Below are 12613 nucleotides of genomic sequence, written 5' to 3'. Positions count from 1 at the left end.
GGGAGAAATGCAACAGGAGAGACGATATAGCACTATGACAGAGCACGAATTAAAACAGGAAATCGCCCAGCTGTTAGAAAAGGCAAGAAAAGCAGAGCAAATGGGGATGGTTAGTGAATATGCCGTGCTCGAGAGAAAGGCAGTTATGGCACGAGCGTATCTATTAGACCCTGCTAATTTCAAGCCAGGAGAAATTTATGAGCTTGAGGGTGACCCAGGGGAATATTTTAAAATAGACTATATAAATGGTGTATTTGCGTGGGGGTATCGCCTAAAAGGTGATGGAAAAGAAGAAGCCCTGCCCATTTCCATGTTAAACGGACTCAAATAAAGAAACAAACCAGAGAACTAGTCTCTGGTTTGCTCGTTGGTTTGAGAGCTTACAAAAACTCAGGTGTATCCTTTTCACGCTGACCAGAAGCACGCATCCGCTCTTGCGGGTGTGTATTGATCGTGCCATCGGCTCTTCTAGAAGCATATTCTGCTTTTGCTCTTGGCTCTCCCTCTAACTTGTTGTTGTTTTGGTTAGGGAAATTGGTTTCTTTATTTCTCATGCTGTACCTCCATCAAAAGGGAATGAGAAACCATGAATAGCAAAGTGTCGTCACACCAGTGCTTATCACGTGGTAATAGTATTCGAATTATAGGGTTAGGTTATGTTATAAGAAATTGGCAATGAGGTGAATGTATGAACGGTTATCATGAAAGATTAGCAAAACTTTTGTTAGAAAAAAATGAGATGCTTTCCTATCATCAAGCTAGGACATGGGTTGAATTAATGTGGGAAGATTTCGAAACCACCGCTGCAAAAGCGGGAAGGGATTATCTCGGCAGCGAAATGACGGAAAGAATTGTTAGACAATGGATCGAAAATTATGGCGACCGACTCCATGATTTTGTCGCGAAAAATCCTAAATATAAAGACTTCCTCATCCAAGATAAAAATACAATGAATTAAAAGGCAAGCGACCCATGTCACTCGCCTTTTTTATTGTCTAGCGCAAGCAGCCCCGTTTAACTTGGAATAATACTAAGCTTTTTCCGCAGTTTCTTTTCACTGAAAACCCAGCCCGTATAAGAACTTATTGGGTTTAACTCCAGATCCAACTGGACCACTGCAACGAATGGATAATGCCCATTGCTGCGGTACCTTAAATCAATAAATCGTACTTCGTAATGGTCATCAAACTCATCTAATTCCCAACGATACACAGGGGAAAAGGATAGAAAGGCAGCCAAATTACTATCTTTTTTTGCTGCTTCAAGGACCGGAGTTTTAGGAACAGGTACACGCTTAAACCGATCGTATATCACAATATTTGTTCCCATTGCTCTGCCAACAAAGAACTCCTTTTCATTCATAGCAGCGATTCTCCAGAAGTTAAACTTCATGGTAGGTGAAGTAATGATATCTGTGGCATCAGGTATTAATTTTCTAACGGCTGATCGTACTTTCGCTTGGGCGTAAAATCGAAGCAAATAGTATCCAATTAAAATAACGAACATCCACAAAAAGGTATAACCAGGATCTGCGCCGATAACCCAAATTACGATGGCTGCCACGTGAATTCCAAAAATGATCGGGTCAAAGGTATTAATGACACCAAGTGCTACCCATTTAGAGGTAAAAGGACGGAGCGCTTGTGTCCCATAAGCATTAAATATATCAACAAAAACATGGATGAAAACTGCTGCAAATGTCCAGCCCCATAGGTGGAGAAGATTGGCCCCTGGAAAAAAGGGGAATATCACAGCTAATAGTATAAGTGGCCATAAGAGTACAGCTGGTATCGAATGAGTGAGACCCCGATGGTTACGAATATAAATCGCATTATTTCTTAACTTTAAAACGGTATCAATATCAGGTATTTGTGATCCAGCGATGGTAGCAATTAATACACTTGTCGCGGTTGCAGAGTTACTAGCTACCACTGGGTCAAGAGTAGCAAGACCGCCAAGGGCAACTCCCATTACAACATGAGTTCCAGTATCCAAAAGGAAAAATCCTCCTTTAATAAGTTCTTGTCAAAACATACAATATGGCTTATCGTTAAAAAATGCTTATTATTATATTCCCTTATTTTGTTTTGTTTAACAGGTTGGAGGAACTTTTGTAATGGTAAATGAGTTGAAAAATATAGAAAATATCTCAATAAAAAATTTTCAGGAAGATTTAATTTCTTGGTTTAAAGCCGAACAACGGGACCTGCCATGGAGAAAAGACCAGGACCCTTATAAAGTATGGGTATCCGAAATCATGCTCCAGCAAACACGAGTGGATACGGTTATTCCTTATTTTAATCGATTTATTGAATGGTTTCCAACAATAGAAGACTTGGCAAACGCAAATGAAGATAAAGTTCTAAAAGCGTGGGAAGGACTAGGGTATTATTCCCGTGTAAGAAATTTACATTCTGCTGTAAAGGAAGTTAACACAAAATATGATGGTAAGGTACCCGATTCACCAAAAGAGATTTCAAACCTTAAAGGGGTTGGTCCCTATACTGCCGGCGCCATCTTAAGTATTGCCTATGGGATCCCTGAACCTGCGGTAGATGGTAACGTGATGAGGGTATTATCAAGAATCCTATCGATTTGGGAGGATATCGCGAAGCCATCAACTAGGAAGGTATTCGAAGAAGCTGTTAGGCAGGTTATCTCCCATGATGAGCCATCTGCCTTTAATCAGGCATTAATGGAACTTGGTGCATTAATCTGCACGCCTACATCCCCTTCTTGTCTACTCTGCCCTGTACGGGATCATTGCCAAGGATTTCATGAGGGAGTAGAGACAGAACTTCCCATCAAAACGAAAAAGAACGCACAAAGAAATGTGGACCTTGCTGCAATTATTGTGAAAGATGACAATGGAAAGATATTAATTCATAAACGTCCTGAAAATGGGCTGCTAGCGAATTTATGGGAACTTCCAAATGTTGAACTTCATCAACCAATTGTGATGGAACGTGCCCAAATTGCGGACCTATTCAGAGAAACATTTAATATGAATATTAAGTTAGAAAAGAATATTGGTCAAATAGAACACATTTTTTCCCACTTAATCTGGAATATCCGTCTATATATAGGTACAATAGGAGCAGATTTTTCGGAGAATAATGAATGGAAATTTATCACCTTAGATGATATAGAACAGCATGCCTTTCCAGTTTCTTTTCATAAAATGCTTAAACTCTATGATGGATTCAAATTTGGAACTGAAAATATATAGTACTAAATAAATTTACACCGCTTTTTGCGGTGTTTTTTTTATCAATAAAACTTCATTCCTTCATTTACTATAACGCTTTGAGCAACGAATATATATAGTTAAAATTGGCAAGTTATAAGCAATACTTAATAAAAAAGAAATTTGGTGAATGGATGGAATTACACACCTTGATATTAAGGATAACATTAGGTTTTTTTGTATTATTTTTACTAACTAGGATAATGGGGAGAAAAGAGATAAGTCAAATGACTTTTTTCAATTTTGTTTCTGCTATTGCTATTGGAGAAATTGCTGCGAGCCTTGTAGTTGACCACAAATTAAGTATTCGTAATGGCCTTGTTGCTCTAACTGGATGGAGTGTTTATACACTTTTAATGAGTTATATAGATATTAAATCCGTAAATGCTAGAAAGTTTCTCGTCGGTGAACCTTTAATCCTGGTTAAACAAGGAAAGATCATGGAACATGCCCTCCGAAAGAGTAGATTGGATTTAGATTCGTTAAGGGCAATGCTTAGACAAAAAGACGTTTTTTCGATGGCAGATGTAGAATATGCGATATTTGAAACAGATGGGAAAATCTCAGTCATGAAGAAGGAATCTGGTGAGCCTTTAACGAAAGGGGATATGAACATTAAAAATAGGAAAAAAGTATATCCTCTGCCAACTGGAGTGATTCTGGATGGTAACATTAATACCGAAAATTTGAAAAGCTTAGCCCTGAGTACGGATTGGCTGCAACAAGAACTTCTAACGGCTGGGGTTAATTCAGTATCAGATGTTTTTTTTGCAGAAATTCAACCGGACGGCACACTTTTTATCGATCGTAAAATTCACAGTAATCACCATTAAAAAAGACTATCAACAATATGATAGTCATTTTTTTATGTTTAATGGGGAAGGGAACCTAATAAACGAAGATGATAATTAAGATTAATCATAACTAATTTTTGTTCCATGTGTATAATCAGCCTCTTGTCGCTTAATCCCGCCGCGGTTTTCAATTTCTTCAATAATTTCACGATGAATCGTGACGCCTTCACTATTTAAATATGGTGCTATTTGCTGCAATGAGTGGTGAAAGAAGGCTAGTTCACTGTCCCTCCATTCGGCTTTAGAGACCATAGAAAGTTCTGTCATATCCCGTCCAACATACATAATCTTCTTCCTTTCTCATTTAATAGCCTTAGGTTTTGTAATCAATTGTCATCTATACATTAAAACGCTAAAATGAAGACAAAACTTGTTTATGAAAGGAATAACAAATATGACACAAAAAGTAGCACTAATCACAGGAAGCAGCAGAGGAATAGGAAAAGCCACAGCCTTAAGGCTGGCTCAAGCTGGGTATGACATCGTCATCAATTATGCAAGAAGTAAAAGTTCTGCACTCAAAGTAGCAGAAGAGATTGAAGCTTTAGGCAGAAAAGTATTAGTGGTAAAAGCCAATGTTGGTGATGTAAGTAAAATTAAAGCCATGTTTCAACAAATCGAGGAAGAATTTGGCAGACTTGATATTTTTGTTAACAATGCAGCATCAGGTGTTCAACGTCCTATTATGGAACTAGAAGAAAATCACTGGGACTGGACATTAAATATTAACAGTAAAGCTTTATTATTCTGTGCTCAAGAAGCAGCAAAACTAATGGAGAAAAATGGCGGCGGGAAGATTGTCAGCATTAGTTCTTTAGGGTCTATACGATATTTAGAAAATTACACTGTGGTTGGGGTATCTAAAGCAGCCTTAGAAGCTCTGACGAGATATTTAGCTGTAGAATTAGCTCCGAAGAATATCGTGGTTAATGCGGTCTCTGGCGGGGCGGTTGACACAGAGGCGTTGACTCATTTTCCAAATCGTGAAGAGCTTCTCCAAGAAGCAAAGGAGAAAACCCCTGCGGGACGAATGGTTGAAATTGAAGATATGGTAAATTGTGTCATGTTTCTTTTATCAGAAGAATCTAGTATGATTCGCGGGCAAACAATTATTGTCGATGGCGGTATTTCATTATTAGTGTAACCATAAATTTTTTTGAAACTTTTTTGGATAGTCTCCTCACCTCCTGGGTATCTTAATTTTTGTGGAGGTGATTAAAATGGCAAACAACTTCAATCAACAACCAAACAAAACTTCTGCTGGAACTAACATCCAAGAGGTTAGACAACAAAATGCTCAATCTCAAGGTCAAGGTTCAGCTGGTCAATTTGGCACTGAATTCGCTAGCCAAACAGATGCTGCAGAAGTAAGAAGACAAAATCAGCAATCTCAAAGCGGTCAAGGTTCAGCTGGAACTGCTGGAGCTACTGGTTCAGCTGGTCAATTCGGCACTGAATTCGCTAGCCAAACAGATGCTGCTGAAGTTAGAAGACAAAATCAGCAATCTCAAGCTAACAAAGGCCAAGGTAATTCTGGTCAATTTGGTCAAAGCTAATAAATTCTTAAGCAGAAGGCGCTCTCATTCGAAAGAGCGTCTTCTTTCTGTTGTAAACTTTGAGAATTGTCCAGCTCCAGCGCCTGGACAAGGCGCTTCCGCTTTTCGTTTATTCGACAAAACTTCTTCTTACTCTACATAACTAGTCAAAGGATATATTTATTTGTTAAAGAATACATATTAGATAGAAAAAATAAGGCGGTGTGGTAAATGGATCATTTTAACCGTTTAGTATCTGAGCAGATGATGACAATGGAAAAATTACTATACCTTCAGGGCGAACTTGAACGTTGTCAGGAAATCGAACAACAACTACAGATTATACAAAACGAAACAGAGTTAGAAAGTGTCCAGTTTGATATCAATCAAATGAAAAAAGAGCTAAAAGAAATTCAGGAAATTTTTGAAAAACAAACAGAAGAAGTCATTCAATCTTATCGTGAAACTGACTTAGAGCCTTCAATATAGGCGAAAAATGAAAAAATAATTAAAAATATGCAATTTTTTTCAAAGAGTCATTGAAATCAATGGCTCTTTTGTTTTAAATTCTTTATTCAACCGTTATAATAATAAGAAATAGTAAATGATTTGTTACCATTTGTCGTTTAAGAGCAGGAATATAGGTTACAAAGCGTTTAGGAAGGAAGAAGGGGAGAATCATGGGCGTACCCATCGAAGGAGAACCGATACAAATACATAGCTATAAACACAATGGGCACATCCATCGCGTCTGGGAAGAAACGACCGTTTTAAAGGGATCCCAAAATTTAGTGATTGGCGGGAATGATCGCACAATTGTAACGGAATCAGATGGAAGAACGTGGATTACAAGAGAACCAGCAATTTGTTATTTTCATTCACAATACTGGTTTAATATTATTGGAATGATTCGTGAAGATGGTATTTACTACTATTGTAATCTCAGCTCACCATTTATCTTTGATGGCGAAGCAGTTAAATATATTGATTATGACCTTGATATCAAGGTATTCCCTGATATGACGTTTAATTTGTTAGACGAAGATGAATATGAACGTCACCGTCGTGAGATGAAATATCCCGAAGTAATTGACCAAATTTTAAAAAGAAATGTTGAGAAGCTCATTCATTGGATCCGGCAGCGCAAAGGACCATTTGCACCTGATTTTATTGATATCTGGTACGAGCGTTACTTAACTTACAGACGTTAATGGAAATTGCTTCAATTCGCATGGAAAGATGATGAAGGCACCTACACAGTAATTCGTAGCTGCCTTCATCATCTTTCCCTGTTCATATTAAAGTGCACAGCAGGAAAGGGGGCCAATCTTGAGCAGTGTTCGCAGATATCTCGAATTTGTTAAGCCATATCGCCTTCAAATTATTGGGACGATTATTATAGGGGTTGTAAAATTCGCCATCCCGCTTATCATTCCAATGCTCATTAAGTATGTAGTGGATGATATTATTGGCAATGGTGGTTTAGCCAACGATGAGAAACTAGAAAAATTACTTCTAATTATGGGGGTAATGATCGTTGTTTTTGTTGTTTTAAGACCGCCGATTGAATATTACCGCCAATATTTCGCCCAATGGACATCAAGTAAAATTCTATACGATATCCGTGACCGTATGTATACACATATCCAGAAACTCAGCTTTAAGTATTATGCCAATACTCGATCAGGAGAAGTCATTTCACGCGTTATAAATGATGTTGAGCAGACGAAAACATTTGTAATCACTGGTTTAATGAATCTGTGGCTCGATATCGCCACAATTGTTATCGCAATTATTATTATGTTTTATATGAATGTCAGTCTATCAGTGGTTTCAATTTTGTTATTTCCGCTATATGCATTTTCAATCAAATACTTTTTTGGCAATTTACGTAAACTCACAAAGTCTCGTTCCCAAGCACTTGCTGAGGTTCAGAGCTACCTTCATGAACGTGTGCAAGGAATGCCCGTCATAAAAAGCTTTGCAATCGAAGAGTTTGAGCAGACACAGTTTGATAAACAAAATAAAAACTTTTTAGATAAAGCCTTAGAGCACACCAGCTGGAATGCAAAGGCATTTGCAGCCGTTAACACGATTACGGATGTTGCGCCTTTGCTCGTTATTGGCTACTCTGCCTACCTTGTTATTCAAGGAGATTTATCGCTGGGAACGATGATGGCATTTTTTGCTTATGTTGATAAATTGTACAATCCGTTAAGAAGGCTTGTGAACTCTTCAACAACCTTAACACAGTCATTCGCCTCTATGGACAGAGTATTTGAATTCCTCGATGAAAAATATGATATTGTCGATGCCCCCAATGCGGTTGAGTGCAAGGATGTGAAGGGGGACATTACGTTTGATCATGTTCAATTTACCTACAATGAATCAGAGGATATGATTCTGAAAAACATCAACCTTGATGTAAAAAAGGGTGAGACCATTGCCCTTGTTGGAATGAGCGGAGGAGGCAAGTCGACACTTGTCAGCCTGATTCCTCGTTTCTACGATGTCACGGATGGGAAAATTCTCTTAGATGGGGTGGATATCCGCCATTTCCAGGTTCAATCCTTAAGGGATAAAATAGGGGTAGTTTTTCAGGATAATATCTTATTTAGTGATTCTGTAAAGAACAATATCTTATTAGGAAAACCTGGTGCAACGGATGAAGAAGTATATCAAGCAGCAAAAGCGGCCAATGCGCATGATTTTATTGAGAATCTAGCAAATGGGTATGATACGAAGGTCGGAGAAAGAGGCGTAAAGCTATCTGGAGGACAAAAGCAAAGAGTGGCAATAGCTCGAGTGTTTTTACGAAATCCTCCTATTCTAATCCTAGATGAAGCAACTTCTGCACTAGATTTAGAAAGTGAACACCTTATCCAAGAAGCACTTGATAAGCTGGCGAAAGATCGGACGACCTTTGTTGTAGCTCACCGTTTATCCACCATCACCCATGCTGATCGAATTGTCTTAATCGAACACGGACAGATTGTCGAAGTGGGTAAACATGATCAATTAATGGCCAAACAAGGAAACTATTATAAATTATTTCAAGTGCAGCAGCTCGAACAGCATGAAGAAAAAGCTCCTCTACAAGCATAATAAAAAGCAAAAAAAATGACGTATTTGATTACGTCATTTTTTTGCGCATGGGCTCTTAATTGGTTCCCAACAGCCCTCCACATTATGATAAATATTCACTTTCGATAGGCTTGGACCACAGCGTTGTACTCATCCAAAGTGATTGACATAACACCACCATGCTTGGAATTAACAGGTATATCTAAATCCTCTGGACTTTTTGTAAATTGTGCTGTTTTTAAGTCCGTTGTATAGTAGGGTACATATTTTTTCTCAATCTCATAATGATCGAGTAATAAGCACCATTTATCTTCACCTTTTATTTTAAAGCAGGTTGGCCCCTCAACTCCGATTATATTTTTTAGATTCGTATCCAGTGGAGTGAACTCTCCAAGTAAAGCATCGGAAACCTCTACGGTAATCGTTTTAACTGTCTCGTCTTTTGAAAAACGATAATATTTACCGTCCTCTTCAATAATGGTTGTGTCAATAATATGATTTTCTCTTTCAATATATACTTTAGGAACAGTAAAATTTAAAAAATCCTTCGTTTTAGAATAATAGATTCTATGTTTTTCAGTACCAAAGTTTTCCCTTGAAGCCCAGAATACTAGAAAATCATCGGCTCCTTTATCATATATTGCTTCTGGAGCCCAAACGCAGCCTGCAGTTTCCGGTCCAACCTTAACTAATCGTTGTTCGGACCAGTTTATCAAATCTTTAGACTCCCAAATCACAATATGCTGACTCCCAGTTCTCTGTACCACATCCCAATCCTTACGATGATACATAGATAAATCAGTGCCAATAATGTAAAATTTATTTTCTTTTGGGGAACGGATAATAAACGGATCTCTTACCCCGAAATCTCCTAATGTTGATGTCAATATCGGTTTCTTTTCATTAAGAGTTTCCCATTTCAAGCCATCTCTACTTACGGAAAAGTAGACTTGCTCTAAGTCATCTCTGCGCTCGTTTTCATGAATAAAATGCACAAATAAATAGGCCTCATATTTCTTCTTATCTATATCCATATCAACATAAGTCATTTTGTTAACTCTCCTCCAATGAAATATTATATAAATATTCTCATCAATAAAGGAGTCATTCAATCTATATATCAGACTAAAACAATGAAAAATCAGTAAAATTTAATAGCTATTTACATTCAACGAAAGGACACCATTTATGAAGTCTTTTTTAATTCGGAAAAAAGCAAGAGGGATGAACTCTTGCTTTTTAGTGTTATTGGATTGTGCTGAGGCTTTCTGACATCATCAAGTCGCTTTTGTAGGCAGCCATTGCCAGTTCATACCTAACCTTTTTGCCCGCTTCAACGAAGTCCGCTTCGTTTACAAGGCCTGATATTGAATAACGGTGACCCCTGAAATCGACGTTCAGTTCGGTGATTTGGTTGAATTTGAAACTCTCCAAAGGTATGCCGTTCTCATCCTTCAATAGGTATTCACCATATTTCTCGTTGCATATTTGTGCCACTTCCTCCATTACTTTGAAGGCCCTGTCAGGATTTTGCCTATAGTTGAGGACAAGACTTTCATTTACCCGTCGCTTCCCCCGGTTCCCGTTCTGAAGTTCTGTAATGCTGCTATAGGATACAGTATAGAGAAACCCGTCATACTGGCGGATCTTTAGGTAGCGCATGCTGATTTCCTCAATTTTCCCCTGACGGTTTCCATTGATGATCACATAATCCCCGAGATGGATTTGACGCTCAAACAAGTATGTCAGTCCCATAATGTAATCACGGATGATATGCTGAAAGATTAATGCCAAGGAACCTGCTACAACTACAGAGCCGGTGACAAACTTTGTCAGGTCGAAGAAATGGCTAAGTACATAAATTAAGAAAATGATTAGTCCAACTACTTTTGTCACCTGGTTAGCGAAATGCATTAATGTCTCTTCATGATTTTCGTCCAAGAAGCTCGTTTTGTCAAAGAATAGTTTAATGAATTTGCGGATCAAATAAACCGTAAGTATAATCAGCAGTGCCACCGTTACTACTTGTACAGGCAACTGCTCAAACAGTCCTAAGAAAAACATTCTATCAACCCCCACTTTTTTTACATTAATAATAAAAGAAATGTGTATAAGGAGAAAACACTTCCTAACAAAACTTAACGATAGCATGAATAAAACCAAAGAGTAAATAAAAAAATCCAGTTTCATTCACTGGACTTTGTTCGAGATATAAATAATTGGTAGGGGTAAATAACAAGAGCAAAACAAATCGATAGGAAAAAAACGTGTTTAGATTTAAAATTTACTAATTTATAGACTTTTAATTTTTGCATTAGCCAATTAATTGGATAAGCAAGAAATAAGTCCATAAGTGTATTCACCAAAAGGTATAACCAGAATTTCCCGAAGGTTAAACGAAAAATCCAAATGGTGCCTATAAAAAACGGCCCGATTATAAAGCTCAAATCATTAAAAACTTTATTAAGTAATCCGCCTTTTACTGTCCACCATTTAAAAGGAACAGATAACATGCAATTAATAGCAACAAGTAAGGACGCAAAGATTGCAGAAGGTGTATATTTTTTTAACACATTTTTGGGAATTAAGAAAACAGTCAACCACGGTATTAATAGAAGACCAATTCTAATTATAGCAACAAACATAATAATACTCCTTAGCTGTTTTCCTTTATGTTGCTTATAACAGGTAAAAATATACTTTAACATAAAACGAAAAAAAACTTACCTAGCCGGTAAGTTTTTTATTCAATTTCGTTCTGGTCAATGGATACCTCATTATGATGAAAGGAGTGAAAGCTGGTGACTAATGTATCCAGGTGCTCAATCTGCTCCCCGTAATCAATAATCGAAGAAATTACTTGCATAGTATGATATAAATGCGGATCGTCTTGGTCGCGGTATAGCTTTTGGTGGTTCAAGAATAACTCAAATAGTTCCTTATTATTCATACAGGTATTTGTTTCATTGTCTAAGGGTGTTGGAACTTTACCAATAAACCGAAGCATTAATTGCTCATGGTGGTAAATGACACTGTCGAGTTGCTCTTGTATCGACTGTTGAAAGTTTTCCGGCAGATGAAGGATTTCATTTTCAAATCGATGAAGTTTTTTTAATGTATCCAGTGCTTTTTTAGCCGTGGAGCTCATTTGCCTGAAGACCACTAGCTTTCTTGATTTTTCTAAACTAATCTTTTTAAAATAACTTCTTTCTTCTTTATACATTATATAAAACTGTTCAATCTTAATTAAGTTGTCTTTTAATTTTTCAATATCGCTTTTTAGCATATTGTGATCGAAGTCATGCCGGGTACTTAATCGAATCCAGCGAATAATTTCCTCCGTTGTACCGGAAATCTTGAAATATAGCTTATTTTCATATTTAGGGGGCAGAAAAACAAGGTTTACCACGAAAGCAGAAAAGACTCCAATCATAATGGTTGAGAAACGGATTCCTGCAAATGGAATAAAATCAGTTCCAGGAGTTTCCATAATCGAAATAAGCGTTACAAGAGAAAGTCCGATTGTATTTTCAATTTTCAGCTTAAGATTGATAATAATAACAATTACAGCGGCTAACCCAATAATGATAATGTGATTTCCTAATAAAAGGACAAAAATGACTGCAAGTATTGCACCTATTAAGTTTCCTTGTATTTGTTCAATAATCGTTAAATAAGAACGATAGATTGTCGGCTGGATGGCAAAAATTGCAGCAATACCGGCCAATACAGGAGACGGTGAGTGCAGCAGCTGTGCTAAGTAAAGGGATAAGACAATTGCAATTCCCGTTTTAAAGATGCGGGCACCTAACTTCATTCCAAATGGTTTCCTTTCAAATTTAAGTGATTTGTACATAGTTTACTTCATTAATGAACAATTACGTACTATACAT

The 12613-nt window shown here is 37.3% G+C and carries 16 protein-coding genes; 9 read left to right on the top strand and 7 right to left on the bottom strand.

The window, feature by feature from the left end:
* The first annotated feature begins 7 nt into the window (after positions 1 to 7).
* Positions 8 to 331: a YfhH family protein gene (locus tag QFZ31_RS15590; RefSeq protein ID WP_306077249.1), complete on the top strand. Its 324-nt coding sequence runs from the start codon at positions 8 to 10 to the stop codon at positions 329 to 331.
* Positions 332 to 380: 49 nt separating this feature from the next.
* Here QFZ31_RS15590 and QFZ31_RS15585 read toward each other — a convergent pair whose 3' ends face one another.
* Positions 381 to 554: a small, acid-soluble spore protein K gene (locus QFZ31_RS15585; RefSeq protein ID WP_179602579.1), complete on the bottom strand. Its 174-nt coding sequence runs from the start codon at positions 552 to 554 to the stop codon at positions 381 to 383.
* A 134-nt stretch (positions 555 to 688) separates the two neighbouring features.
* Here QFZ31_RS15585 and QFZ31_RS15580 point away from each other — a divergent pair, with 134 nt between their 5' ends.
* A complete protein-coding gene (locus QFZ31_RS15580) occupies positions 689 to 958 on the top strand; it encodes a YfhJ family protein (RefSeq protein ID WP_307304154.1) in 270 nt (89 codons plus the stop codon).
* 56 nt (positions 959 to 1014) lie between these two features.
* Here QFZ31_RS15580 and QFZ31_RS15575 read toward each other — a convergent pair whose 3' ends face one another.
* Complete coding sequence (locus QFZ31_RS15575) at positions 1015 to 1995, bottom strand: metal-dependent hydrolase (RefSeq protein ID WP_307304152.1); 981 nt, start codon at positions 1993 to 1995, stop codon at positions 1015 to 1017.
* A gap of 121 nt (positions 1996 to 2116) precedes the next feature.
* Between QFZ31_RS15575 and mutY the strand changes: the two genes are divergently transcribed.
* Together mutY and QFZ31_RS15565 are read left to right on the top strand one after the other, a co-directional pair.
* Positions 2117 to 3229, top strand: coding sequence for an A/G-specific adenine glycosylase (gene mutY, locus QFZ31_RS15570; RefSeq protein ID WP_307304149.1), 1113 nt, complete (start codon positions 2117 to 2119; stop codon positions 3227 to 3229).
* A gap of 152 nt (positions 3230 to 3381) precedes the next feature.
* Complete coding sequence (locus tag QFZ31_RS15565) at positions 3382 to 4080, top strand: YetF domain-containing protein (protein ID WP_373459853.1); 699 nt, start codon at positions 3382 to 3384, stop codon at positions 4078 to 4080.
* An 81-nt stretch (positions 4081 to 4161) separates the two neighbouring features.
* Here the strand turns inward: QFZ31_RS15565 and QFZ31_RS15560 are convergent, their stop codons facing one another.
* Positions 4162 to 4386, bottom strand: coding sequence for a hypothetical protein (locus tag QFZ31_RS15560; protein ID WP_179602575.1), 225 nt, complete (start codon positions 4384 to 4386; stop codon positions 4162 to 4164).
* A 109-nt stretch (positions 4387 to 4495) separates the two neighbouring features.
* Between QFZ31_RS15560 and fabL the strand changes: the two genes are divergently transcribed.
* The 5 genes from fabL (at position 4496) to QFZ31_RS15535 (ending at position 8741) form a co-directional block, all read left to right on the top strand.
* Positions 4496 to 5245, top strand: coding sequence for an enoyl-[acyl-carrier-protein] reductase FabL (gene fabL / locus QFZ31_RS15555; RefSeq protein ID WP_307304142.1), 750 nt, complete (start codon positions 4496 to 4498; stop codon positions 5243 to 5245).
* 76 nt (positions 5246 to 5321) lie between these two features.
* Positions 5322 to 5657 carry a gamma-type small acid-soluble spore protein gene (locus tag QFZ31_RS15550; RefSeq protein WP_179602573.1) on the top strand — a complete coding sequence of 112 codons (336 nt, stop codon included), beginning with the start codon at positions 5322 to 5324 and terminating at the stop codon, positions 5655 to 5657.
* 210 nt (positions 5658 to 5867) lie between these two features.
* Entirely contained in the window at positions 5868 to 6125 is a 258-nt protein-coding gene (locus tag QFZ31_RS15545; RefSeq protein WP_306077255.1) for a YgaB family protein, read from the top strand.
* A gap of 191 nt (positions 6126 to 6316) precedes the next feature.
* Complete coding sequence (locus tag QFZ31_RS15540) at positions 6317 to 6847, top strand: DUF402 domain-containing protein (RefSeq protein ID WP_179602571.1); 531 nt, start codon at positions 6317 to 6319, stop codon at positions 6845 to 6847.
* A gap of 118 nt (positions 6848 to 6965) precedes the next feature.
* Positions 6966 to 8741 carry an ABC transporter ATP-binding protein gene (locus QFZ31_RS15535; protein ID WP_307304138.1) on the top strand — a complete coding sequence of 592 codons (1776 nt, stop codon included), beginning with the start codon at positions 6966 to 6968 and terminating at the stop codon, positions 8739 to 8741.
* A 95-nt stretch (positions 8742 to 8836) separates the two neighbouring features.
* Here the strand turns inward: QFZ31_RS15535 and QFZ31_RS15530 are convergent, their stop codons facing one another.
* The 4 genes from QFZ31_RS15530 to QFZ31_RS15515 form a co-directional block, all read right to left on the bottom strand.
* Positions 8837 to 9769: a glycoside hydrolase family 43 protein gene (locus QFZ31_RS15530; RefSeq protein WP_307304135.1), complete on the bottom strand. Its 933-nt coding sequence runs from the start codon at positions 9767 to 9769 to the stop codon at positions 8837 to 8839.
* A gap of 196 nt (positions 9770 to 9965) precedes the next feature.
* Positions 9966 to 10757: a mechanosensitive ion channel family protein gene (locus QFZ31_RS15525; RefSeq protein WP_307304133.1), complete on the bottom strand. Its 792-nt coding sequence runs from the start codon at positions 10755 to 10757 to the stop codon at positions 9966 to 9968.
* 149 nt (positions 10758 to 10906) lie between these two features.
* Positions 10907 to 11365: a hypothetical protein gene (locus QFZ31_RS15520; protein WP_307304130.1), complete on the bottom strand. Its 459-nt coding sequence runs from the start codon at positions 11363 to 11365 to the stop codon at positions 10907 to 10909.
* A gap of 98 nt (positions 11366 to 11463) precedes the next feature.
* On the bottom strand, positions 11464 to 12537 hold the full coding sequence (locus tag QFZ31_RS15515) for an FUSC family protein (RefSeq protein WP_307304128.1): 1074 nt from the start codon (positions 12535 to 12537) through the stop codon (positions 11464 to 11466).
* Between the last annotated feature and the right edge of the window lie 76 nt (positions 12538 to 12613).

Origin of the sequence: Neobacillus niacini (assembly GCF_030817595.1) — a bacterium.
Lineage (GTDB): Bacteria > Bacillota > Bacilli > Bacillales > Cytobacillaceae > Neobacillus > Neobacillus niacini_G.
Note: the sequence above shows the minus strand (reverse complement) of the source record. Positions and strands in the feature narration are given on the sequence as shown.